The following is a 23,455-nucleotide window of genomic DNA, read 5'->3' as shown; positions in this document are numbered from 1 at the left end:
TAATTTATTTTACTTTCCTGTTATAACACGCGCTCTGGTGCCAGGGCATACTCCGCGCTATCAAGACGGCAGCCCTTTCAGCCTTATTCCAGACGCGGCATATTACGATTTTACTGCCGCAGTAAACTGGCGCATTCTTAGCTTTTGGCGCTCTAAATACTGCGTTAATCTGATTCATAATCTAAATGTGTAGCTTATTGTGGGCAAAGTTGCGGTTAGATACAACCGAACTGCCGCTTCTTAGGCCAATTCTTACTGTGACAACAGGAGTCAACCGTGGTGCCATTTTTCGATAAAACTCAAACCGTCGACAAGGCAAACGCACTGCCTGGCCGCACGACTCCCATGCCGGTTGCCACATTCAACGTGGTCACCAATCATTCGATGACCCAGGTGCCGGACGGCATGGAAGTGGCTATCTTCGCCATGGGATGCTTCTGGGGCGTGGAGCGCCTGTTCTGGCAACAGCAGGGGGTATACAGCACGGCGGCAGGCTACAGCGGCGGCTTTACGCCAAACCCAACCTACCGCGAAGTGTGCAGCGGCCAGACCGGCCATACCGAAGTGGTGCGCGTGGTGTTCGATCCGAAAATCATCAGCTATAAGCAGCTGCTGCAGGTGTTCTGGGAGAACCACGACCCGGCGCAGGGCATGCGTCAGGGGGGCGACGTCGGCACCCAGTACCGCTCGGCGATTTATACGCTGACGCCGGAACAGCAGAGCGAGGCCGAAAGCAGCCTGCAGCGTTTCCAGCAGGCCATGAACCAAGCGGGCGACCAGCGCAGCATCACCACCGAAGTGGTGCCGGCACTGCCGTTTTACTATGCCGAGGACGACCATCAGCAGTACCTGTACAAGAATCCTGAAGGATACTGCGGTTTGGGCGGCATCGGCGTTTGTTTGCCCCCCCAGGGCTAAGCCTTTGGGCAGCGGTAATTTTTTAACCGCTGGCGGCCCCTATAGGGCTGCTGCTATACTATGCGGGCCGCTTCTGCGGCCTGATAGCCGCCTTTCTGGTTGTTATCACTACTTTTTTTACAATGTACTACCCTTCCTCAAGAGCGCCGTCATCCCGTCGGCACGTATGGATAGATTATGTTAAACAGTATTTTACTGATTCTTTTTCTGATCGCAGTGAGTGCGTTTTTCTCACTTTCGGAAATTTCTCTGGCCGCATCACGCAAGATTAAACTGAAACTGATGGCTGACGAAGGTAACGTCAATGCCGCCAAAGTCCTTAAACTGCAGGAAACCCCGGGGTTGTATTTTACCGTGGTGCAGATTGGCCTGAACGCCGTGGCCATTCTCGGCGGTATCGTTGGCGATGCAGCCTTTTCTCCCACTTTCCAACCGCTTTTCGACCGTTTCCTGTCGCCTGAACTGGCAGAGCAGGCCAGCTTTATCTGCTCGTTTGTGCTGGTGACCAGCCTGTTTATCCTGTTTGCAGATTTGACCCCGAAGCGCATCGGTATGATTGCACCAGAGACGTTTGCCGTCCGGATCATCAACCCGATGCGTTTCTCGATCATGATCTTCCGGCCGCTGGTGTGGTTCTTCAACGGCATGGCAAACCTGATCTTCCGCCTGTTCAAACTGCCGATGGTGCGCAAGGACGACATCACTTCCGACGACATCTATGCGGTGGTGGAGGCCGGTGCTCTGGCGGGCGTGCTGCGCAAGCAGGAACATGAGCTGATCGAAAACGTGTTCGAATTGGAATCACGTACCGTACCTTCGTCGATGACGTCGCGCGAAAGCGTAATTTACTTCGATCTGCGTGAAACCGAAGAAAGCATTATCGAGAAGGTCTCGACCCATCCGCACTCCAAGTTCCTGGTGTGCGACGGCAATATCGATCAGGTGGTCGGCTACGTTGACTCCAAAGACTTGCTGAACCGCGTGCTGGGCAATCAAAGCCTGGTGCTGAGCAGCGGCGTGCAAATCCGCGCGGCGCTGATCGTGCCGGATACCCTGACGCTGTCCGAAGCGCTGGAAAGCTTTAAGACCGCCGGCGAGGACTTTGCCGTTATTCTCAATGAATATGCGCTGGTCGTGGGTATCATCACGCTGAATGACGTAATGACCACGCTGATGGGCGATTTGGTGGGTCAGGGCCAGGAAGAGCAGATCGTCGCACGCGACGAAAGCTCATGGCTGATTGAGGGCGGCACGCCAATCGACGATGTGATGCGTGTTCTGCACATTGACGAGTTCCCGCAGGCGGGCAACTACGAAACCATCGGCGGCTTTATGATGTACATGCTGCGCAAGATCCCAAAACGCACCGACTTCGTGAAATACGCCGGCTACAAGTTTGAAGTGGTGGACATCGACAGCTACAAGATTGACCAGTTGCTGGTAACCAAACTGAGCGACAAACCGGCGGCGGTACTGCCGAAGGCGCCAGAAGATAACGCCCCCGCCTGATCCGGACGGTAAAAACGTCAGCGGCCCCATCGGGGCCGCAATTATTTTAGCTTTTGCAGGTGCTTCAGTTGCCGGATACTAACTGCGCATCACCCCATCTCAGTCTGCAATAACAACACCTGACGGTTTACCTCTGACATCACGCTGAAGTGGCGCCGGTCACGAATTTTCGGCAGCAGGATTTTCCCTTCGTCAAATTCGAACGCGCCCACATCTTTGATATACAGCCGGCCACGAAACAGGGTTTTTACGTACTTCGCCACTTTCAACGGATTATAACGCTGGAAGATTCTCATTCTATTACTCTCCTCCGTTTGGTCCATGCGCTCAGCGAGCCGCCAAAGTGGCAGCCTCTAAAGTAAGAACGCAACTTGATTGCATGTAGTAGACCAAGTAAAGACGATATCGTTCACTTCCGCCTGGATATCTTCACTGGATTTACACTTTTTGACAGAATTGTATATGATAATATATAACTTTTTCAGTATATCCCTTCAAAACACAGGTATTACCGGCCAGAAGAGGAAACTGCGATCCAGCTAACAGGACAGACCTCCGATCACCACCTATGCTTTAGGCTGTCGGGTGCTGTCGGCACCGTTCCCCTTCCAAGGAGAAGGCATGAAAAAAAGTCACCTGCTTATTGTTTCCCTGCTGCTTGCCCCCTTTTTAGCCTCTGCGCACAACCTGCAACTCCAGCAACGCGTCGCGCCGGTCGGCGTCAGCGATAAGGGAGAGTTGAATTACGCTAATGATAAGTTTAGCTATCAAAACTGGAATAGCGCGCAACTCATTGGGAAAGTGCGAGTCATCCAGCATATTGCCGGCCGTAGCTCTGCCAAGGCGATGAACGACCCGCTGATCGAAGCGATTAAGAAAGCTAAACTACCGCACGATCGTTACCAAACGACGACAATAGTGAATACCGACGACGCGATACTCGGCACCGCGGTGTTTGTTCGCAACAGCATTGAAGACAGCAAGAAAGAGTTCCCCTGGTCGCAGTTTGTGGTCGACAGCAACGGCAACGTACGCAAGGCCTGGGATTTGCAGCCGAAAGGGTCGGCCATTGTGGTACTGGATAAGCAAGGCAGGATCCAGTTCGCCAAAGACGGCGCGCTGACGCCAGAAGAGGTGCAGCAGGTCATGACCCAACTGCACCAACTGCTGGCGAACTGATTTAGAACAGCGAAACCCTGAAGCCGGGGTTTAGGAAGGATTCACGTGGCGTATAGAGCAGAGGTCTGCCCTGCCAGTCGTGGATCTGTGCCCCGGCCGCCACGGCCACGGCATGACCGGCGGCGGTATCCCAGATATTGGTGGGTCCAAAGCGCGGATAGAGCTGAGCCTTACCTTCCGCCACCAGGCAGAATTTCAGCGAAGAACCGACGGAAACGGTCTGGTGTTCGCCCAGCTGTTTCAGGTAGTCCTTCAGCTCTTCGTCGCTGTGCGAGCGGCTGACTACCACCAGTGGCGGATGGGCATTGCTGACGCCAATCGCCTGCCGTTGACCCTTTTCTTCTTTCCAGGCCTTACCGCGTTCGGCCAGATACAGCACGTCGATCGCCGGGGCGTAAACCACTCCCAGCACCGCCTGCCCGTTTTCAATCAACGCGATATTTACCGTAAACTCACCGTTGCGATTCAGGAACTCTTTGGTGCCGTCCAACGGATCGACCAGCCAGTAGCGCGTCCAATTCTGCCGCACGTCCCAGGTCGGTGGATCTTCTTCCGACAGCAATGGGACGTCCGGCGCTAACGCCGCCAGGCCGCGCTTGATAATATGGTGCGCCGCCAGATCGGCCGCCGTCACCGGGGAGTCATCTTTTTTTTGTGCAACATCAAGCGGTTGTTCACCGTTGTACACCGCCATGATGGCCGCGCCCGCCTCGCGGGACAGTTGGCAAATTTTTTCTAACATCATTCACCTCAGATAGACAGTTCCGTGGGTCATTTCCCCTTTCTCATTGCTAGCAGCCTAGTTTTTTTTGCATCGAATATCCATCATAACGATTTAACCTTCGGTAATGACTCAAGTCTTTGCCGTCACAACTGTGACATTTCCTCCGATACCTCGGTCGGTTTTCTGCCACACTTCACAGTTTGGTGAGACAACCAATGTTAATTACATGCCCCTCTGCGATAAAACTCGAAAAATGGAATGGAGAAAGCCAAAAATGATGAAGCGTCCGCTGACGTTGTCTGTCCTCGCTATGCTGGTTTGCGCCTCAGCGCAGGCGGCAACGGTCGATCTGCGCGTGCTGGAAACCACCGATCTGCACAGCAACATGATGGACTTCGATTACTACAAGGATAAACCGACCGACAAGTTCGGCCTGGTGCGCACCGCCAGCCTGATTGAACAGGCCCGCCAGCAGGCCACCAATAGCGTACTGGTGGACAACGGCGACATCATTCAGGGCAGCCCGCTCGGCGACTATATGGCTGCCAAGGGCCTCAAGCCCGGCGATATTCATCCTGTCTATAAGGCCATGAACACCCTGAATTATGTGGTCGGCAACATCGGCAACCACGAATTCAACTACGGCCTCGATTACCTGAAAACCGCCATCAGCGGTGCCAAATTCCCGTATATCAACGCTAACGTGATCGACGCTAAAACTCAGAAACCGCTGTTCACTCCTTACATTATCGTCGATACGCCGGTAAAAGACCGTGACGGTAAAGAACATAGTTTACGCATCGGCTATATCGGCTTTGTACCGCCGCAAATTCTGGTGTGGGATAAGGCCAATCTGCAAGGCAAGGTTAAGGTCAACGACATCACCGAAACCGCCAAACGCTACGTGCCGGAAATGCGTAAACAGGGAGCCGATCTGATCGTGGCGATCCCGCACTCCGGCCTGTCCAGCGAGCCGTACAAGGCGATGGCAGAAAATTCGGTGTACTACCTCAGCCTGGTGCCGGGCATTGACGCCATCATGTTCGGCCATGCTCACGCGGTCTTCCCGAGCAAGGACTTTGCCAATATCAAAGGCGCTGACATCGCGCAAGGTACGCTGAACGGTGTCCCTGCGGTCATGCCCGGCCAGTGGGGCGACCACCTGGGCGTGGTCGATCTGCAGTTGAACAACGACTCTGGCCGTTGGAAAGTGGCCTCCGCCAAAGCGGAAGCACGGCCAATCTACGACAAAGAGAACAAGAAATCGCTGGCGGCGGAAGACGCCAAGCTGGTGAAAGTCCTGGCGGAAGATCATAAGGGCACTCGCGATTTTGTCAGTAAGCCGGTCGGCAAAGCCGACGACAACATGTACAGCTATCTGGCGCTGGTGCAGGATGACCCGACGGTACAAATCGTGAATAACGCGCAGAAAGCCTATGTTGAACACTACATTCAGGGCGATCCGGATCTGGCCGATTTGCCGGTGCTGTCAGCGGCAGCGCCGTTCAAGGTCGGCGGACGCAAAAACGATCCGGCCAGCTTCGTCGAAGTGGAAAAAGGCCAGCTCACCTTCCGTAACGCTTCGGATCTCTATCTCTATCCCAACACTCTGGTGGTAGTAAAAGCCAGCGGTAAAGAGGTGAAGGAGTGGCTGGAGTGTTCCGCCGGTCAGTTCAATCAAATCGACGTCAACAGCAGTAAACCGCAGGGCCTGATCAACTGGGATGGCTTCCGCACCTATAACTTCGACGTGATTGACGGGGTTAATTACCAGATTGACGTCAGCCAGCCGGCGCGTTACGACGGCGAATGCCAGCTGATCAACGACAAGGCGGAACGTATCAAGCAGCTGACGTTCCAAGGCAAGCCGATCGATCCTAAAGCCACCTTCCTGGTAGCGACCAACAACTACCGCGCTTACGGTGGCAAGTTTGCCGGCACTGGCGATCAACATATTGCCTTCGCTTCACCGGATGAGAACCGCTCGGTGCTGGCGGCTTATATCAGCGCCGAAACCAAACTGCACGGGGCGGTACGGCCACAGGTGGATAACAACTGGCGCCTGGCGACCTTCAGCAGCCCACAACCGCTGGATATTCGCTTCGAAACCTCGCCAAGCGAGAAAGCCACGGCCTTTATCAAGGCACATGCTCAGTATCCAATGAAATCCGAAGGTACGGATAACATCGGGTTTGCGGTTTATCAGATTGATTTAAGCAGCAAATAAGCAGCAGGTCGGGGGATTGCGCATTCCCCCGACCGCCTACTCCTTTTTCTCACTGGCGCGCCCTTTAAATTGCATTTAAAATACATGTTATAGATTTTTCATTTAAAGAGGCACTCTCATGGATTACCGTAACCAATCCCTCGGCGCTCTCGCCATCGCTATTCCCCGGGCATCACGCCTGTTCCGCCTGAACGATTTGGATTTCTGCTGCGGCGGAAAACAAACGCTGCAACGCGCAGCCGAGCGTAAAGGGCTGGATCTCGAGCAGCTTGAAAGCGAATTGGCCGCCCTCGCCGCCAGACCGGCAGCAAGCCATGACTGGCGTACTGCGCCGCTCGGTGAACTGATTGATTATATTTTGCCACGCTTCCATCAGCGGCACCGCGAACAGTTGGCCGAGCTGGTACTGATGGCGGAAAAAGTCGAACGGGTTCATGCCGACAAAACCACCTGTCCACGCGGCCTGGCAAAACAACTGAATCTGATCCGGCTGGATCTGGAAAATCACATGATGAAAGAGGAGCAGATCCTGTTCCCGATGATCAAGCAGGGTATGGGCCGGCAGGCGGCTGGGCCAATCTCGGTAATGGAGCATGAGCATGACGAAGCGGGCGAACAGCTGGAAGTAGTGAAATTCCTCACCCACAACGTGACGCCACCGGAAGGTGCCTGCAATACCTGGCAGGCGCTGTATGGTGGTATCGACGAGTTTATTGATGACCTGATGGAGCACATCAATCTGGAGAACAACCTGTTGTTCCCCCGCGCGCTGAACGGCGCATAAAACAAGGGCGCCATCAAGGCGCCCAGTGAAACCTGTTAGAGAATTACAGGATTTCCAGCAGTTCGACGTCGAATACCAGCGCGCTGAATGGCGGGATGGATGCGCCGGCACCACGCTCGCCGTAGGCCAGGTCGTGTGGAATATACAGCTGCCATTTGGAACCGACCGGCATCAGGGTCAGCGCTTCGATCCAGCCAGGGATCACGCCGCTAACCGGGAATTCTGCCGGTTGGCCGCGCTCTACGGAGCTGTCGAAAACGTCGCCGTTAATCAGTCGGCCAGTGTAATGCACACGCACGCGATCCTGACGGGATGGGATTGGGCCGTTGCCCTGCTCCAGCACGGAGAACTGCAGACCGGATTCGGTCAGTGTAACTTCGTCGCGCTTGGCGTTGTCTTCCAGGAATTTCTGGCCTTCAACGGCCATCGCCTGTTGACGCTCACGACGCACGGCATCCGCACGTTCGTGGATTTCACGCAGCGCACGGTGCACCACGTCTACCGGAACCGCCGGGGCATTCCCTTCCAGCGCGTCACGCAAACCTGCCAGCAAAGCTTCCGGTTGTAAACCTTCCAGACCGGACTCTTGCAGCTGCTGGCCGACCTGTAAACCAATCCCGTAGCTCGCCTGCGCTTCAACGCTGTCAAAAGAAGGGGTTGTCATGGGGTTTTCCTTTAGTCTGTAAAAAGTCGAAAGCGCAGCATAACAGCGCTGCAATGCCGGGTAAAATCTTGTGTGGAGAATGATGACTTTTGTCGTAGAAAAAGAAACAATAACCCACAGTTAACACCCGCTCCCGCGAGCCCAGGCGAATCGCCTGCCGCAACAGGTATGGGTTTGCTGCTGCCTTTCACTTCAATCAGTTAGCGGACTATACTGAAAACAGGGCATCGGGTCGGCGGTACACCCTTTTGTACCGTGATATTTTTACGCCGTTGAAGAGAGGTTACCATGGGCAGAATCTCGCCCAGGAGAAGGAAGACCACCCGTATCTACCAGCCGTTGTTGCGTACCTGGCTGAACTTCAGTCAGCGCCTGAAACCCGGCTCCGCGCCAGCGTCGGTAGAAGACCCGGATTCAGAACAACCACCGGAAAACGGTAAGGGGCAAAACATCAAAGCGTTACTGCTGAAGATCTGGCACCTGCCGGACGGCTTCGGTTGGATGGAGCCACTGCCTTATTTTCATCGCCGCTGGACCCTGATTTTCGGCATCATCCTGCTGCTGGCACTGCTGTGGCCATATTCATCGGAAAAACAGCCCTTCCCTGTCACCCAGCAGGAGAACAGTGTTCCCTTGCAGGCCGAATTGCAAAACGACACTCAGCAGCAGCACGCTGTAGAGCCGGAACCGGCGGGCAACTGGCAACGCTACCAGATCCAACCGGGTCAGACGCTGGCGCAGCTTTTCCGTGACAACAACCTGCCGGTGAACGAAGTTTTCGCCATGGCGCAGGTGGAAGGTAACGATAAGCCGCTCAGCAACATGAAAGCCGGCCAGGAAGTTCGTCTCGAACGTGACGCCAACGGCGTGATCACCGCGCTATCGGTCACCACCGCTGACAACAGTCAGGTGTTGTTCCGCCGCCAGGCCGACGGCAGCTATCGCCGCGAGCGTTAATCCGCTAACTGCCCCAACAGAAAGTCGCGCAGCACGATGCCGTGGTTGTGCTGTGTGTCTTTACTGCCGTAGAGCAAGGTCAAGGGTTGCCCCTGTCTTAGTAACGCCACCAATGGCTGCCAGGCGTCGTTTTGAGCCAGTTGCAACCGGTAGTGGCTTTCAAACTCGTCCCACCGGTCAAGATGTTGATGAAACCACTGCCGCAGCGCGTTATCCGGCGCGACCTGCTTTAACCACTGTACACCCTGCAATCGTTCCTTGCTGATGCCTCGCGGCCACAAGCGATCAATCAGATAGCAGTTCACCGGCGCCGGGCCGCTAAAGTCATACACACGCTGTAGGTTAATCTCTGCCATTTGCCGCTGCTCCTCACCCAAGGTGATCACAGGGTAACGCTTTTTGCCGGGCGCAGAAAAGCAAAACGCCAGCACGAGGCTGGCGTTTTGCTTGGCGAGCAGGAGCGATTAAGCTTCTGCTACCACAACTACATTCAGCTGTGCGAATACGTCGCTGTGTACCTGGAACTGAACTTCGTGTTCACCAGTGGTACGCAGAACGCCATTCGGCAGACGAACTTCGCTCTTGGCAACTTCAACGCCTGCCGCAGTAACTGCGTCAGCGATGTCGCGGGTGCCGATAGAGCCGAACAGTTTACCTTCGTCGCCTGATTTAGACGCGATGGTGACTGAACCCAGTTCGTTGATCTTGGTTGCGCGAGCTTCAGCAGCAGCCAGAATGTCAGCCAGTTTGGCTTCCAGTTCTGCACGGCGTACTTCGAAGAACTCTACGTTTTTCTTGGTAGCAGGAACAGCTTTGCCCTGTGGTACCAGGAAGTTACGGGCGTAGCCCGCTTTAACGTTAACTTGATCACCCAGGCTGCCCAGGTTTGCTACTTTATCAAGCAGAATAACTTGCATTACCTTATCCTCTTAAAGTCGTTAATAGACGGCGGCCGATTACTGATGACGATCAGTGTATGGCAGCAGGGACAGGTAGCGAGCACGCTTGATGCAGCGAGCCAGCTGACGCTGGTATTTTGCACGAGTACCGGTAATACGGCTCGGGACAATTTTACCACTTTCAGTGATGTAGTTTTTCAGCGTTGCGATATCTTTGTAATCGATCTCAACAACGCCTTCCGCTGTGAAACGGCAGAACTTGCGACGACGGAAATAACGTGCCATTAGGCTAGTCTCCAGAATCTATCAATTCAATCTGCTCGGCATGCAACACCATTTTATTCAGTCCATTGCGCCCTTGATGGCTGCTAATGAAACCTGAAACGGTGAGAAGCGTACCGACCGTTATACTTTGAGTAATGGCCTGATGGGCCTTGCCGCTGATAATCACCGGCATACGACACCAGGCTTGCCGGGTAAAACCGGCTTCCACTTGCACTGAACGGTGCTCAAGCACGAACTGGCAATGTGGAATACCTGACGGGCTCACTTTACGCGTCGGCGTCTTGCACACAGTGCCAGACAACGTCAGCCGATTAGCCGTCACGGTAAATTACTCTTCAGAATCCCCAGCATCAGCATCATCTGCGGTTTCGTTAGCGAAGTCTTCGCGGCGATCGCCACGACGTTCGTCTTTCGCTTTAACCATCGGAGATGCTTCAGTTACCGCGTGCTTAACGCGCATAACCATGCTACGGATAACGGCGTCGTTGAAGCGGAAGTTAGTTTCCAGCTCATCGATCGCTTCCTGCGGAGCTTCAACGTTCAGCAGAACGTAGTGGGCTTTGTGCAGTTTGTTGATCGGGTAAGCCAGTTGACGGCGGCCCCAGTCTTCCAGACGGTGAATCTGACCAGCAGCGTTAGTGATGGTAGCACTGTAACGCTCGATCATGCCCGGAACCTGTTCGCTTTGGTCAGGATGGACCATAAAAACGATTTCGTAATGACGCATCGAATTGCTCCTTACGGATTATTCAGCCTCCTGTCAGGGTCAACCGCGGCCCATGGAAGCAAGGAACGTGTATGTGTGTGCGGCTGAAAAAATGACGCGTAATCATACTTGCGCAGGCAGGGAAACTCAAGGACCGAAGGGGATTTATTATCGGTAATGCGAGCCGGATGAGGAAATAGCACGATTTGCTGTCTGTACAACCTATGTACAGAGATCCATCAGTTCAAAAAATCTTTCAATGAAATCATCACTGAGGTGCAAATTTCATTCATTTTTTTTGAAAGACGCCATCAAAATGCCCCCCTTTTTAATCCTGTAACAAGGTCTAAAATTGTTGTTATCCGCCGCAGACAGCGCGACGAAAAAGATTTGAAGTTATTCAATACATGCAAATAACTTTTTGCTGCACTGGCACCGGCTGTCAGGCCGTTGAAGCAAACAGTTAAGAGAGGCAATTATGAAACGTATTACCATCGCTACCGCCATTGCTTTGCTGTTTTCCGCCAACGTCATGGCCGCTACCGAGATCACTTCCCATCAGGCAGACCAGCGCCAGAGCGTCGGATTCATCACGCTGAACCAGAACGTGGTCTCGCCGGATGACGCCAGCAGCCAGGTGAGCAAAATAGCCGATCAGCGCGGAGCTACCGCCTATCGAATCATTGCGCTGCATGAACCGGAAAACAACAGCACTATCCACGTCAGCGCGGAACTGTATCGCTAAACCTGTATGCCGTGCCAGGGAAGCAAGCCGCGCCCAAAAGCGGCAAAGTAAAATGTGAAAATGTCGTCAGCCCCCTGCCCGCAGGGGGCTTTTTTTATAAGGTTTTCACGAAGAACTCGGCCGTCGCCTTGAGTGCCAACGGCGTGATGCGGTGCTTGACGTCCGGTTCAGTTAAAAATGTCAGTTGCCGATCCCAGCCGCTCTGGCGCAGCTCGGTCGCCAGACGTCGGCTTTCCGCCGCCGGCACCAAATCATCTGCTTCGCCGTGCCACAGCAACAACGGGCGATTGGCAATTTTTTCCAACTGGTGTTCCAGGCCATAATCCGCCAGTGCAGCAATGCGCGCGTCGAAACCGCTCGCCGTCAGAGGCTTGCCCTGATCATCCAGCGGTGGAAACAGCGTTTGTGCCAAAGCACTGTAATAGCCGGCTCCCATCAGGCTCGCCGCGGCTTTCACCCATGGATAACGAGCAAAGCCCCCCAGCGTCGTCATCCCGCCCATGGATGCGCCGGCGACGCCGATGCGCCCTTCGGCAATCAAGCCCCGCCGTTCAAAGTCCGCCTTCAACGCCGGTAACTCATCGATATTGCTGCGCAGGATCTCCCAAAAGCGGGACAACCGCTTTTGTTCATCGCCGTCAAAACGTTCACCATGCAAATCGGCATCCGGCAGCACCACGCGAAATCCCACCCTGGCTAACGCGTAGGCAAAGTAGGCGTAGACTTCTTTCGACGAGGTATAACCATGGTAGAAAAATACCGTCGGCAGCGGTTGATGATACCGCCCCTGCGGCACGGCATGGATGACCGCAATATCTCCTGCACGCTCGTCATATATTTCAATCATTCATTTTCCCTCTGCATAGCCATTGCCTTCATAATGGCAAACTTCGCTAAAAAGCATTAGCTCAATCTGTTCCAATTTATAATGGGTTACACTGAAATCACGCTATCCGCTTTCTTGAGGTGTCTATGAAAATGTCTCGCCTGCTGCTCCCCTTGACGCTGGTCACGCTGCTTAGCGCCTGTGGCATAATGACCACGACACCCAAAGCGCCCCCACCACCGAGCAGACAGGCGCAGGAGATCACCCGGGCACAAACCGGTAGCCTGGAAAAAATAGGCACCACCAGCGCCCTGGTTCGCGGCAGCCCGATGGATGTGGAGGCGGAAATTCAACAGAAAGCCAACGCCAGCGGTGCGCGCTATTACATGATTATCATGAACAGCGAAACCGTGGTTCCCGGCCAGTGGTATTCGCAGGCGATCCTGTATCGGTAACTGTCGGAGTTTTAATAAGATTTACATTGGCTTTGCACAGACTGAAGTTGGATAGAGCACACTGGCCAACAGCGCGCCGCAGCCTGCGGACGTGAATCCAGGATCCGACGAAGGGGAACGCCATGACACGCTCCGCCGCACTCACCGCCCTCCTGCTTTCTATGGGGTTACTCAGCGCCAACGCCCAGTCCGCTGAACTGGCCCCCGCTGACCGCGTTACGCCGCTCAGCGAAATTGCGGAAATCACCCTGAACACCCACTCCGGCTCCCCTCAGGATGTAGAACAATTGATTGCCCAAAAGGCAGATGAGCATGGGGCAAGCTATTACCGTATCCTGCGAATGGAAGAACAGGCGCACCAGCCAGGCTGGCGCGCCTCGGCCATACTTTACCTTTAGTAGGTCATGCAGGCCGCATTCAGGACACCGCCACTGATCGACACGCCGCCGAGGAAAATCCCGGCTGCCACGTGATTGGACTCAATCTTGTCGCTGATGCGCGGCATATAGATTTTCACCGCCGCAAACAGCAGCAGTTGCACCACCAGCGCCACCACGCCCCATAACAGATAGTCCAGCAGGCTGACGGAGTTGATCGCCGCACTCGCCAGCGGGATAACATATCCCAGGCAGGCACCGACGAATCCGAAAGCGGCGGCCTGATTATCGGCCTTGATCAACGCCCATTCATCATGCGGCGTAATGCGGGTATAAACGAACAAAAACACCAGAACCATGGCAAAGCCACTGAAAAAATAAGAGGCGAATGCCGCCAACGCGCTGAGAATATCCATGTCATGTTTCCTGGTCAGAGGTCAGTATCCCTTACGGGCCAAGAGCTGAATTAAAAAGCTTTTTCGGCTGCGGTGCCACCGTTTTCCCTAACCGCCCATCGCGCGGGTAAACAGCGTTTCGCACAGCCTGTCCGGCAATGTCCGCTCACCACGGGCATCGAGCATCATTTGACACCAGGCTTCCGCCAACGGTGGTGAACTGTAACGCAGAAGCTGCGCCGCCGCGAACAGATTAAACAAGGCGCCGGTAACCGCACGCCCTTGCTCTTCCTGAGGTTTACGCATCAGCTGAAGCAACCGCCGCCATTGGTGATCATAATGGCGATTCTGCCCTCTCACCTCACCGAGTTCCAGCTCCAGCGCCTCCTGTACTGCCGGCAGCTTGCCCCAGGCACGCATGACGTCCAGACACATAATATTGCCGGAGCCTTCCCAAATACTGTTTACCGGCATTTCACGGTACAACCGGGGCAGCTCGCTTTCTTCGCAGTAGCCGATACCGCCCAGCGCCTCCATGGCTTCACCAATAAAAGGAATGCCTTGCCGGCAAACTTCAAACTTCGCCGCAGGCGTCATCACACGGCATAATGCCTGATCCAGGGGCGTGCTGCCCGCGCTGTCATAAGCACGCGCCAGACGCATCAAGGCCGCCGTCTGCCCCTCCAGGCGCAGGGCCATCCGCGCCAGCACCTGTCGCATCATCGGCTGTTCAATCAGCGTTTTACCAAACGCCTGCCGCTGCAGGGCATGGTACAACGCCACCGACAGCCCGCGCCTCATCAACCCGTGGCTACCCAGTGCGCAGTCAAAACGCGTCAGGCCCCCCATTTTCAGGATATGCCGTACGCCATCCCCTTCCTCGCCCACCAGCCAGGCGCCGGCATCCTGGAATTCTACTTCGCTGCTGGCGTTAGACCTGTTGCCCAACTTATCCTTCAGCCGTTCCACCCTTATGGCATTGCGCGTACCGTCAGGCAAAATCCGCGGCAGGAAGAAACAGGACAGCCCGCCTTCGGTCTGCGCCAGCACCAGGTGCGCATCACTCTGCGGTACCGAGAAAAACCACTTGTGCCCGACCAAACGGTAGGCTTCTCCTGGCCCGCGTGCACCCAGCGGGCTGGCGGTGGTGGTATTGCTCAGCACATCGGAACCGCCCTGCTTTTCGGTCATTCCCATGCCGATCAACAAACCGCGCTTTTGCCCGCCGGGCAATGAATGCGCGTCGTAACGATCGGACAGTAGCGGCGTTAGCCAGGATTGGAACTCCGCAGGCAACGAGCGCTGCAGCAAAGGAATAGCGCCAAAGGTCATGGTCACCGGACACAGGGTGCCGGCTTCCACCTGGGCATGTAACACAAAACGCGCCGCCCGTGCCACGAAAGAGCCGATACAGGCATCCTCCTGCCACGGCAGGTTATGCACCCGGTTGGCTATCAGCCCTTGCATCAGGATATGCCAGGCGGGATGAAAACGGACGTCGTCCAGTCGCTGACCGGTGGCATCATAGCGCAGCAGCTCCGGTGGGTTGGCGTTGGCCAGTCGCCCCAGTTCCAGCGACTCCTGAGTGCCCAACTGTTGGCCCAGCGAGGCCAGTACCTCTGCATCCCACCCCGCCTGCTCGCGCTGAATGGCTTCATGCAGTGGCGTATCGGACAGGAACAGATTGCTGTTGCCCAGCGGCTTCGGCTGATTAAAAACGGTGTGTGTATTCCAGACCATGAGCTTGCTCCCTGAGAAAAGCGTCAGGAGTAATTATGGTCGTCAGGGGGATTTCTGCCGCAGGCGAGATCACAGGGTAGGCATTGAAAAGGAATAAGGGCGCCAGGACTGCGCCCTTACGGATAAATCAACTGCGTTGACGCACCGCTTCAAACAGGCAGATACCGGTCGCCACCGAAACGTTCAGTGAAGAAACCGTGCCGGCCATCGGAATGCTGATCAGCTCGTCACAGTGCTCGCGAGTCAGACGACGCATGCCTTCGCCTTCCGCCCCCATCACCAGCGCCATCGGGCCGGTCATTTTGCTCTGAAACAGTGTGTGGTCGGCTTCGCCGGCAGTGCCCACGACCCAGACGTTCATCTCCTGCAGCAAACGCAGGGTGCGCGCCAGGTTGGTGACGCGAATCAACGGCACATTCTCCGCCGCGCCGCAGGCCACTTTCTTGGCCGTTGCGTTCAACTGGGCAGAACGATCGCGCGGGACGATCACCGCGTGCACACCGGCTGCGTCGGCGCTGCGCAAGCAGGCGCCGAGGTTATGCGGGTCGGTCACGCCGTCCAGCACCAGCAGGAACGGGGTATCCACGCTTTCCAGCAACGCCGGCAGGTCATTTTCCTGATACTGCCGCCCTTCGCGCACCCGGGCAATGATCCCCTGATGCACCGCGCCCTCTACCTTCTCATCCAACCACTGGCGGTTCGCCACCTGAATAACAATGCCGGTCGCCTCCAGTTCGGCAATCAACGGCTGCAGCCGGCGATCGTCGCGCCCTTTGAGGATAAACACTTCCAGGAAGCGTTGTGGATCGTTGTCTAACAGGGCTTTGACGGCATGAATGCCGTAAATAATTTCGCTCATGATGCTCTTTTTACTGTGCGGCAGGCAAACGCCTGCCGGTGATAATGACGTGTGGCAGATTAAGCCTGCTCAGCACCTTTCTTCTTGCCGGCGCGCTTGGCCTTGGTCGCCGCCGCTATTTTCCGGGTTTTGTCGGACACTTTCTTGGCTTTCGCCTTTTTGTCTTTCTTCACCTTGTCAGCGGGCTTGGCTTCATCCTTACGGAAAACGCTGTCAGGCTCAAAATTGGCCGGCGGTTTGCCACCGCGACGTTTGCGAGGAGCGGAAGTGCGTCCTGCTCCAGCCCCGCCACGCAAGGTGCGTTGGCCGCCATTCTTCGCGCGATCGCGTTCAGTTTTACCTTCACCGCGTGGTTTGCGGGTGCTGGAGACCAGAGCGAAGTCAATTTTACGCTCATCCATATGCACCGCTTCCACACGGATCTCCACCGTATCGCCCAGGCGATAAACCACGCCAGAGGATTCGCCAATCAGACGCTGGCCGATATTATCGTAGCGATAATAATCATTATCCAGCGATGATACGTGCACCAGACCGTCGATAAACAGATCGTTGAGGCGCACGAAGAAACCAAAGCCGGTCACGCTGGCAATGATACCGCTGAACACTTCACCGACGTGATCCTGCATGAAGTCGCATTTCAGCCAGTCGGCAACGTTGCGCGTCGCTTCATCGGCGCGACGTTCAGCCATCGAACAGTGCTCGCCCAGCTGCAGCATTTCTTCGAATTCGCTGTGCCACCCGCCGGTTGGCGTCCAGCGCTCTTTCGGTTCGCCATGCTCTTTGGCCAGCTGGTACTTGATCGCACGGTGCATCGCCAGATCCGGGTAACGGCGGATCGGTGAAGTGAAATGACCGTAAGAAGCCAGCGCCAGGCCAAAGTGACCGCGGTTTTCCGGATCGTAGATTGCCTGCTTCATCGACCGCAACAGCATGGTTTGCAGCATTTCATGGTCCGGACGTTCGGACACTTCATCCATCAGGGTCGCGTAGTTCTTCGGCTGTGGCTTGTTGCCACCGCCCAGCGTCAGGCCCAGCTCGCCCAGCACGCTGCGCAGTGCACTGATGTGATCGTCGCTTGGACGGTCGTGCACGCGGAACAGCGCCGGTTCGTTATTTTTCTCGACAAAGCGTGCAGCGGCGACGTTCGCCATAATCATGCACTCTTCGATCAGCTTGTGAGCGTCGTTACGTACCGTAGGTTCAACGCGCTCAATACGGCGTTCGGCGTTGAAGATAAACTTGGCTTCTTCGGTTTCGAAAGCGATACCGCCACGTTCCGCACGTGCCTGATCCAACACCTTATACATTGCATGCAGTTCTTCCAGGTGTTTGACCAGCGGGTGATAATGCTCACGCAGCTCCTGATCGCCCTGCAGAATGTGCCAGACCTTGTTATACGTTAAGCGGGCATGGGAACTCATGACCGCCTCATAGAATTTGGCCGTCGACAGGCGACCCTGGGCGGAGATGGTCATCTCACACACCATACACAACCGGTCTACCTGCGGGTTAAGCGAACACAGGCCGTTAGACAGCACTTCCGGCAGCATCGGAATAACCTGCGATGGGAAGTACACCGAAGTCCCGCGGTTACGGGCTTCGTCATCCAGCGCAGTGCGCGGACGCACGTAATAGCTGACGTCGGCAATGGCAACCCACAGGCGCCAGCCGCCACCGCGTTTTTTCTCGCAGTAGACTGCGTCATCGAAATCGCGGGCATCTTCGCCATCAATCGTCACCAAAGGCAGTTTACGCAGATCGACGCGACCTTTTTTGGCGGATTCCGGTACCTGTTCACTGAGGTCGGCAACCTGTTTTTCCACCTGCGGCGGCCAAACATGCGGGATTTCATGGGTGCGCAACGCGATATCTACCGCCATGCTGGTCCCCATTTTATCGCCGAGGATCTCGACAATCTTACCAACCGCTTTGGTACGGCGGGTTGGGCGCTGGGTCAGTTCAACCACCACCATAAAGCCCATGCGCGCACCGCTGACGGCGTCGGCCGGGATCAGGATATCAAAGCTCAGGCGGCTGTCATCCGGCACCACGAAGCCGGTACCGGCATCCATAAAGAAGCGGCCGACGATTTGACTGGTTTTCGGCACCAGCACACGGACGATACGCGCTTCACGGCGGCCCTTGCGGTCTGCAGCCATCGCCTGTGCCAGCACCACGTCACCGTGGATCGCCATTTTCATCTGTTCAGCTGACAGATACAGGTCGTCTTTGCTGCCTTCGATACGCAGGAAGCCAAAGCCATCGCGGTGGCCGATCACGGTGCCGCGCAGCAGATCCAGGCGTTCCGGCAGCGCGTAGCACTGGCGGCGGGTAAAGATTAATTGGCCGTCACGTTCCATCGCACGCAGGCGACGGCGCAACGCTTCCAGGGGTTCTTCGCCGGTTAAATTCAGCTCTTTGGCCAGCTCTTCGCGGCTGGCCGGCGTTTCTCTTTTCGCCAAATGGGCCAAAATAAATTCACGGCTCGGAATGGGGGATTCATATTTTTCTGCTTCTCGTTCCAGGAATGGATCTTGTGACATTGCGGTTCCTCCGTTGTCATCAGCAGGGTGCCGCTGAGCCTTGTCTTCTCAGCGACGCTTTATTCGACAAGCAATAGCTTGTAGAGCGATGGATTGTCTTCGACCATATCGGCCAGCGTGTGGTTGTCCAGCTCTTCAAGGAAATTCTGTACGCCCTGTTGGAGCACCTGCTTCAGGCGGCAGGCAGGGGTTATGTGGCAAAACGTACTGCTGCAATTAACCAGTGAGAGCGGCTCTAACGCCCTGACCACGTCGCCAAGGCGAATGGTTTCGGCTGGTTTGCCTAAACGGATACCCCCGTTCTTACCGCGCACCGCGGTGACAAAACCAACCCGGCTTAACTGATTGATGATCTTTACCATATGGTTTCTGGACACGCCGTAGACCTCGGTGACTTCCGAGATGCTGGTCATTTTGTCCGGTGGCAGCGAGGCCATGTAGATCAACGCCCGCAGGCCATAATCAGTAAAACTTGTTAACTGCACATCTACCTCTGGGTATCATTTTACCCGTCTGATACGCCGATTTTCGGCACTATTCAAAAGATTACTTATTGGATAATAAACCAGCCAGAGAGTTCGCCGCTAATTATTTAGCGTATGTCTGGCTCTGGGACAGGTTAAAGAAAGGATTTTGGGACGTGAAACCGCAATCGGGGAAAATCAGGATAAAAACAAACCGGGACACGCCCGGTTTGTTTTATTGCAGTAAAGCCAGATTATGCGTCGAACGGGTCGCGCAGGATCATGGTTTCGCTACGGTCCGGGCCAGTAGAGATAATGTCTACCGGTACGCCGGTCAGTTCTTCAATGCGCTTGATGTAGTCCAGCGCTGCCTGTGGCAGTTTGCTGTGTTCTTTCACGCCAAAAGTGGTGTCGCTCCAGCCAGGCATGCTTTCGTAGATTGGCTCGATACCTTCCCAACCTTCAGCCGCCAGCGGCGTGGTGGTCATTTCGCGGCCATCTGGCATGCGGTAGCCCACGCAGATTTTCACTTCTTTCAGGCCATCCAGCACGTCCAGCTTGGTCAGGCAGAAACCGGACAGGGAGTTGATCTGTACCGAACGACGAACCGCTACGGCATCCAACCAACCGGTACGACGACGACGGCCAGTGGTAGCACCGAACTCGTTACCCTGTTTGCACAGGTATTCGCCGGTTTCGTCGAACAGTTCGGTTGGGAATGGACCTGCACCCACGCGGGTGGAGTAGGCTTTCACGATGCCCAGCACGTAATCCACGTAACGCGGACCAATACCGGAACCGGTAGCAACGCCGCCGGCAGTGGTGTTGGAAGAGGTTACGTACGGATAGGTACCGTGGTCGATATCCAGCAGGGTGCCCTGTGCGCCTTCGAACATGATCAGGTCGCCACGCTTGCGCGCGCCGTCCAGCAGTTCAGAGACGTCAACAACCATGGCAGTCAGGATATCAGCGATAGACAGCACGTAATCCAGAGTCGCCTGGTAATCAACGGCTTCGACTTTGTAGTAGTTAACCAACTGGAAGTTATGATAATCAACAATTTCCTTCAGCTTGACGGCGAAGGTTTCTTTGTTGAACAGATCGCTGACGCGCAGACCGCGACGAGCCACTTTATCTTCGTAAGCCGGGCCGATGCCGCGACCGGTGGTACCGATAGCTTTCGCGCCACGTGCTTTCTCGCGCGCGTTATCCAGCGCAACGTGGTAAGGCAGGATCAGTGGGCAGGCTTCGGACAGTAACAGACGTTCGCGTACCGGGATGCCGCGCGCTTCGAGTTCACCCATTTCTTTCATCAAAGCGTCTGGCGCCAGAACTACACCGTTGCCGATGATGCTGGTCACGTTTTCACGCAGGATGCCTGAAGGAATCAAATGAAGGACGGTTTTTTCACCGTTAATTACCAGAGTATGGCCAGCGTTGTGACCACCTTGATAGCGCACTACATATTGAGCCCGTTCGGTCAGCAGGTCTACGACCTTGCCCTTACCTTCGTCACCCCATTGAGTGCCCAGTACGACGACGTTCTTACCCATTTTAAAAATCACCGGTTGCTTAAAAATGGATTCTACCACCGTAATTCGTGAGTTTCAGCACTTTTAGCGCTGAGTTGCGTATCTTTTAGGCTAACCTTTAAACCCCCGTGCGACTACGCAACATGTAGTAGATCACACAGCCAGCAACCACTATTCCGCCGCCAAATCGCCGTAACGTAGAGTCAGGCAACTGGGTCATCGCCAGTATCATTTTACGCCAGGCCTGCGGAAACAGCATCGGCCCCAGGCCTTCCAGCACCAAAACCAGCCCTAACGCCAGCCAGATTGTTGAATTCATCAGAAACTCCCAAAAAGAAAGGGCCCGCGTTTAAACGGGCCCTCGATCAATTACCTGCCGTGATTACTTGCGCGTGGAGTCAGGCGACTTCATGTAGCGGAAGAAGTCGCTGTCCGGGCTCAGAACCATCACGTCCTGGTTATTGCTGCTGAAGCTGGTTTCGTAAGCTCGCAGGCTACGGATAAAGGCGTAGAAGTCCGGATCCTGGCTGAATGCGTTGGCAAACAGTTTGGCCGCTTCGGCATCGCCATCACCACGAGTGATACGTGCAGTACGTTCGGCTTCCGCCAGGGTACGAGTCACTTCGTAGTCTGCAGTCGCACGCAGCTTCTCGGCTTCTTCCTGACCCTGTGAACGGTGACGACGGGCAACTGCTTCACGCTCGGCGCGCATACGCTGATAGATCGCATCAGACACTTCCGCCGGCAGGTTGATCTGCTTGATACGCACGTCGATCACTTCAATACCCAACGCCGCCATGCTGTTCGGGTTAACCTTCGGCAAGTTGCCGGTGGTTTCCTTCTCAACACGCGCCGCTGCAGAGGCGATAGCGTCATCGGCTTCAGTGGTGGTGACTTCTTGATCGTCCCCTACGGTACCGGTGTTCAATGCATCACGCACGTCGGACATCAGCTTACCGCGCGAGTCGGTGACGATGTCTTTCACATCCAGACGACCAATCTCGGAACGCAGACGGTCACTGAACTTACGTTTCAGCAGCACTTCGGCCTGTGAAACATCACCGCCACCGGTTGCCAGATAGTAACGGCTGAAATCGCTGATACGCCATTTCAGATAAGAGTCCACGATCAGGTCTTTCTTCTCGCTGGTCACGAAGCGATCGGCCTGGTTGTCCATGGTCTGGATACGCGCATCCAGCGTTTTCACGGATTCAATAAACGGGATCTTGAAGTGCAGGCCTGGCGCATACACCAGCGGCTTGTTGTCGCTGTCACGCAGTACCTTGCCAAAACGCAGCACGATGCCGCGCTGACCTTCCTGAACCACGAACAGAGAAGCGTATAACGCCACCAGCACCGCGAGGACGATTACTACAAAAGACTTACGCATTGATTACTCTCTCCCTACGCGAGTGGTGTCGTCACGCTGCGCATTCGCCCGGCGCTGGTCCATGACCGAGCCGCTGCTGGTGCGCTGGCTGCTGGAGCTGGCGCCGCTGTTGGCAGACGGAGCGGGGTTGAGACGAATCAGGCTGGTGTCTTTATTGCCGTCAGCCGCCGCGCCGGTTTGGCCACGCAGCATTTGTTCCAGCGGCAACACCATCAGATTGTTGCCTTTGTCGTTCACCAACACCTTACGGGTGTGGCTCAAGACTTTTTCCATGGTTTCGATATACAGACGCTCACGGGTAATTTGCGGTGCTGACTTGTATTCCGGCAACAGCTTGGCAAAGCGTGCAACCTCACCCTGAGCTTCCAGGACGGTACGGTCTTTATACGCTTTGGCATCTTCCAGCAGACGTTGTGCCTGGCCGTTCGCACGTGGCTGAACTTCGTTGGCGTAAGCTTCTGCTTCACGGATGTACTGCTGCTCGTTCTCACGTGCGGCAATCGCATCGTCAAATGCGGCTTTCACCTCTTCCGGCGGACGAGCGGCCTGGAAGTTGACGTCCAGCAGCGTGATGCCCATGTTGTACGGACGAATAGTTTCTTCCAGTACGCGTTGGGTATCGCTACGCACGATGGTACGGCCTTCGGTCAGGATCTTGTCCATGGTGTACTTGCCGATAACGCCACGCAGGGCACTGTCGGTAGCCTGGCTCAGGCTGTCGTCGGCATTGGTCACGCTGAACAGATAGGCTTCCGGATTGGTCACGCGGTACTGCACGTTCATTTCTACGCGCACGACGTTCTCATCGGAGGTCAGCATCACGCCAGAGGCCGCCAGTTCACGAACCGACTCCACGTTGACCGGACGTACTTCATCGATAAAGGTCGGCTTCCAGTTCAGACCTGGCTGTACCAGGTGGCTGAACTTGCCAAAACGGGTGACAACGCCGCGTTCGGCTTCCTTGATGGTGTAGAAGCCGCTGGCAGCCCAAATCACCACTACCGCTACCGCGGCAATGCCGATAATGCGACCGCTGAGGCCCGGGCCAGAAGTACCGGTGCCGCCGCTGTTATTGCTGTTGGAGCCTTTGCCCCCGCCCAAACCGCTCAATTTCTTGCTCAGCTTGCGGAAGATATCGTCCAAATCAGGTGGTCCTTGATCACGACCGCCTTTGTTATTACCGCCAGAGTTGCCGCCATTGTTATTGCTGCTCCCCCACGGGTCGCGGTCCTGTCCGTTATTACCGGGCTGATTCCACGCCATGTTTTAGCTCC

27 protein-coding genes are annotated in these 23,455 nt (G+C 55.4%); 9 read left to right on the top strand and 18 right to left on the bottom strand.

The genetic code is table 11. From position 1 onward, the window contains the following. Window positions 1-276 precede the first annotated feature (276 nt). Window positions 277-918 (top strand): peptide-methionine (S)-S-oxide reductase MsrA, encoded by a 642-nt coding sequence (msrA, locus tag LQ945_RS15230; protein ID WP_420136164.1) that lies wholly within the window; start codon window positions 277-279, stop codon window positions 916-918. A 177-nt stretch (window positions 919-1,095) separates the two neighbouring features. Beyond that, window positions 1,096-2,427 carry a hemolysin family protein gene (locus tag LQ945_RS15225; RefSeq protein ID WP_270101124.1) on the top strand — a complete coding sequence of 444 codons (1,332 nt, stop codon included), beginning with the start codon at window positions 1,096-1,098 and terminating at the stop codon, window positions 2,425-2,427. 89 nt (window positions 2,428-2,516) lie between these two features. Here the strand turns inward: LQ945_RS15225 and LQ945_RS15220 are convergent, their stop codons facing one another. Beyond that, entirely contained in the window at window positions 2,517-2,723 is a 207-nt protein-coding gene (locus LQ945_RS15220; protein WP_012004917.1) for a DUF1107 domain-containing protein, read from the bottom strand. A 325-nt stretch (window positions 2,724-3,048) separates the two neighbouring features. Between LQ945_RS15220 and LQ945_RS15215 the strand changes: the two genes are divergently transcribed. Then, complete coding sequence (locus tag LQ945_RS15215) at window positions 3,049-3,606, top strand: YtfJ family protein (RefSeq protein ID WP_270101122.1); 558 nt, start codon at window positions 3,049-3,051, stop codon at window positions 3,604-3,606. 1 nt (window position 3,607) lies between these two features. Here the strand turns inward: LQ945_RS15215 and cysQ are convergent, their stop codons facing one another. Further along, complete coding sequence (gene cysQ / locus LQ945_RS15210) at window positions 3,608-4,348, bottom strand: 3'(2'),5'-bisphosphate nucleotidase CysQ (protein WP_270102993.1); 741 nt, start codon at window positions 4,346-4,348, stop codon at window positions 3,608-3,610. Window positions 4,349-4,604: 256 nt separating this feature from the next. On the opposite strand from cysQ, the gene LQ945_RS15205 reads away from it, so the two are divergent. After that, a complete protein-coding gene (locus LQ945_RS15205; RefSeq protein WP_269935737.1) occupies window positions 4,605-6,557 on the top strand; it encodes a bifunctional 2',3'-cyclic-nucleotide 2'-phosphodiesterase/3'-nucleotidase in 1,953 nt (650 codons plus the stop codon). Between the two features lie 118 nt (window positions 6,558-6,675). After that, window positions 6,676-7,341: an iron-sulfur cluster repair protein YtfE gene (gene ytfE / locus LQ945_RS15200; protein ID WP_044553948.1), complete on the top strand. Its 666-nt coding sequence runs from the start codon at window positions 6,676-6,678 to the stop codon at window positions 7,339-7,341. 43 nt (window positions 7,342-7,384) lie between these two features. Here the strand turns inward: ytfE and fklB are convergent, their stop codons facing one another. Continuing rightward, window positions 7,385-8,005, bottom strand: a complete 621-nt coding sequence (gene fklB, locus LQ945_RS15195) for an FKBP-type peptidyl-prolyl cis-trans isomerase (RefSeq protein ID WP_020824922.1) — start codon at window positions 8,003-8,005, stop codon at window positions 7,385-7,387. A 288-nt stretch (window positions 8,006-8,293) separates the two neighbouring features. Here fklB and LQ945_RS15190 point away from each other — a divergent pair, with 288 nt between their 5' ends. Continuing rightward, a complete protein-coding gene (locus LQ945_RS15190) occupies window positions 8,294-8,962 on the top strand; it encodes an OapA family protein (RefSeq protein ID WP_269935736.1) in 669 nt (222 codons plus the stop codon). Here the strand turns inward: LQ945_RS15190 and LQ945_RS15185 are convergent. The 5 genes from LQ945_RS15185 to rpsF all read right to left on the bottom strand — a co-directional run bounded on the left by LQ945_RS15185 (window position 8,959) and on the right by rpsF (window position 10,873). Beyond that, window positions 8,959-9,318, bottom strand: coding sequence for a DUF488 domain-containing protein (locus LQ945_RS15185; RefSeq protein WP_269935735.1), 360 nt, complete (start codon window positions 9,316-9,318; stop codon window positions 8,959-8,961). The two genes, LQ945_RS15190 and LQ945_RS15185, sit on opposite strands and share 4 nt — an antisense overlap. A 108-nt stretch (window positions 9,319-9,426) precedes the next feature. After that, window positions 9,427-9,879 (bottom strand): 50S ribosomal protein L9, encoded by a 453-nt coding sequence (rplI, locus tag LQ945_RS15180; RefSeq protein WP_044553945.1) that lies wholly within the window; start codon window positions 9,877-9,879, stop codon window positions 9,427-9,429. 39 nt (window positions 9,880-9,918) lie between these two features. Beyond that, window positions 9,919-10,146 (bottom strand): 30S ribosomal protein S18, encoded by a 228-nt coding sequence (gene rpsR, locus LQ945_RS15175; RefSeq protein ID WP_002210155.1) that lies wholly within the window; start codon window positions 10,144-10,146, stop codon window positions 9,919-9,921. Between the two features lie 4 nt (window positions 10,147-10,150). After that, window positions 10,151-10,468 (bottom strand): primosomal replication protein N, encoded by a 318-nt coding sequence (gene priB, locus LQ945_RS15170; RefSeq protein WP_044553944.1) that lies wholly within the window; start codon window positions 10,466-10,468, stop codon window positions 10,151-10,153. Window positions 10,469-10,474: 6 nt separating this feature from the next. Next, window positions 10,475-10,873, bottom strand: a complete 399-nt coding sequence (gene rpsF, locus LQ945_RS15165; protein WP_006317459.1) for a 30S ribosomal protein S6 — start codon at window positions 10,871-10,873, stop codon at window positions 10,475-10,477. Window positions 10,874-11,330: 457 nt separating this feature from the next. Between rpsF and LQ945_RS15160 the strand changes: the two genes are divergently transcribed. Then, window positions 11,331-11,597 carry a DUF1471 domain-containing protein gene (locus LQ945_RS15160; RefSeq protein WP_044553943.1) on the top strand — a complete coding sequence of 89 codons (267 nt, stop codon included), beginning with the start codon at window positions 11,331-11,333 and terminating at the stop codon, window positions 11,595-11,597. A 94-nt stretch (window positions 11,598-11,691) separates the two neighbouring features. Here LQ945_RS15160 and yjfP read toward each other — a convergent pair whose 3' ends face one another. Next, window positions 11,692-12,444, bottom strand: coding sequence for an esterase (gene yjfP / locus LQ945_RS15155; protein ID WP_269935734.1), 753 nt, complete (start codon window positions 12,442-12,444; stop codon window positions 11,692-11,694). 125 nt (window positions 12,445-12,569) lie between these two features. Between yjfP and bsmA the strand changes: the two genes are divergently transcribed. Both bsmA and LQ945_RS15145 read left to right on the top strand, forming a co-directional pair. Then, on the top strand, window positions 12,570-12,878 hold the full coding sequence (gene bsmA / locus LQ945_RS15150) for a biofilm peroxide resistance protein BsmA (protein ID WP_269935733.1): 309 nt from the start codon (window positions 12,570-12,572) through the stop codon (window positions 12,876-12,878). A 122-nt stretch (window positions 12,879-13,000) separates the two neighbouring features. Then, window positions 13,001-13,276: a DUF1471 domain-containing protein gene (locus LQ945_RS15145; RefSeq protein WP_044553940.1), complete on the top strand. Its 276-nt coding sequence runs from the start codon at window positions 13,001-13,003 to the stop codon at window positions 13,274-13,276. Here the strand turns inward: LQ945_RS15145 and LQ945_RS15140 are convergent. The 9 genes from LQ945_RS15140 to hflK all read right to left on the bottom strand — a co-directional run bounded on the left by LQ945_RS15140 (window position 13,273) and on the right by hflK (window position 23,444). Further along, window positions 13,273-13,671 carry a DUF350 domain-containing protein gene (locus tag LQ945_RS15140; protein ID WP_020824915.1) on the bottom strand — a complete coding sequence of 133 codons (399 nt, stop codon included), beginning with the start codon at window positions 13,669-13,671 and terminating at the stop codon, window positions 13,273-13,275. The genes LQ945_RS15145 and LQ945_RS15140 overlap by 4 nt on opposite strands. 87 nt (window positions 13,672-13,758) lie before the next feature. Continuing rightward, the gene (locus tag LQ945_RS15135) at window positions 13,759-15,390 is read right to left on the bottom strand and encodes an isovaleryl-CoA dehydrogenase (protein ID WP_270101117.1); all 1,632 of its coding nucleotides are present in this window, start codon (window positions 15,388-15,390) and stop codon (window positions 13,759-13,761) included. A gap of 127 nt (window positions 15,391-15,517) precedes the next feature. Continuing rightward, entirely contained in the window at window positions 15,518-16,249 is a 732-nt protein-coding gene (rlmB, locus tag LQ945_RS15130; protein ID WP_012004902.1) for a 23S rRNA (guanosine(2251)-2'-O)-methyltransferase RlmB, read from the bottom strand. Between the two features lie 59 nt (window positions 16,250-16,308). Beyond that, complete coding sequence (gene rnr / locus LQ945_RS15125; RefSeq protein ID WP_270101116.1) at window positions 16,309-18,795, bottom strand: ribonuclease R; 2,487 nt, start codon at window positions 18,793-18,795, stop codon at window positions 16,309-16,311. A gap of 59 nt (window positions 18,796-18,854) precedes the next feature. Beyond that, window positions 18,855-19,280, bottom strand: coding sequence for a nitric oxide-sensing transcriptional repressor NsrR (gene nsrR / locus LQ945_RS15120; RefSeq protein WP_020824911.1), 426 nt, complete (start codon window positions 19,278-19,280; stop codon window positions 18,855-18,857). Between the two features lie 233 nt (window positions 19,281-19,513). Next, complete coding sequence (locus LQ945_RS15115) at window positions 19,514-20,812, bottom strand: adenylosuccinate synthase (protein ID WP_044554257.1); 1,299 nt, start codon at window positions 20,810-20,812, stop codon at window positions 19,514-19,516. 97 nt (window positions 20,813-20,909) lie between these two features. Next, on the bottom strand, window positions 20,910-21,110 hold the full coding sequence (locus tag LQ945_RS15110) for a DUF2065 domain-containing protein (protein WP_020824909.1): 201 nt from the start codon (window positions 21,108-21,110) through the stop codon (window positions 20,910-20,912). Between the two features lie 63 nt (window positions 21,111-21,173). After that, complete coding sequence (gene hflC / locus LQ945_RS15105; RefSeq protein WP_020824908.1) at window positions 21,174-22,181, bottom strand: protease modulator HflC; 1,008 nt, start codon at window positions 22,179-22,181, stop codon at window positions 21,174-21,176. A 3-nt stretch (window positions 22,182-22,184) separates the two neighbouring features. Beyond that, window positions 22,185-23,444: an FtsH protease activity modulator HflK gene (hflK, locus tag LQ945_RS15100; protein WP_262241322.1), complete on the bottom strand. Its 1,260-nt coding sequence runs from the start codon at window positions 23,442-23,444 to the stop codon at window positions 22,185-22,187. Window positions 23,445-23,455: the final 11 nt, after the last annotated feature.

The sequence above is a fragment of the Serratia liquefaciens genome, assembly GCF_027594825.1.
Taxonomy (GTDB): domain Bacteria; phylum Pseudomonadota; class Gammaproteobacteria; order Enterobacterales; family Enterobacteriaceae; genus Serratia; species Serratia liquefaciens_A.
This window is presented reverse-complemented; position numbering and strand designations above follow the sequence as displayed.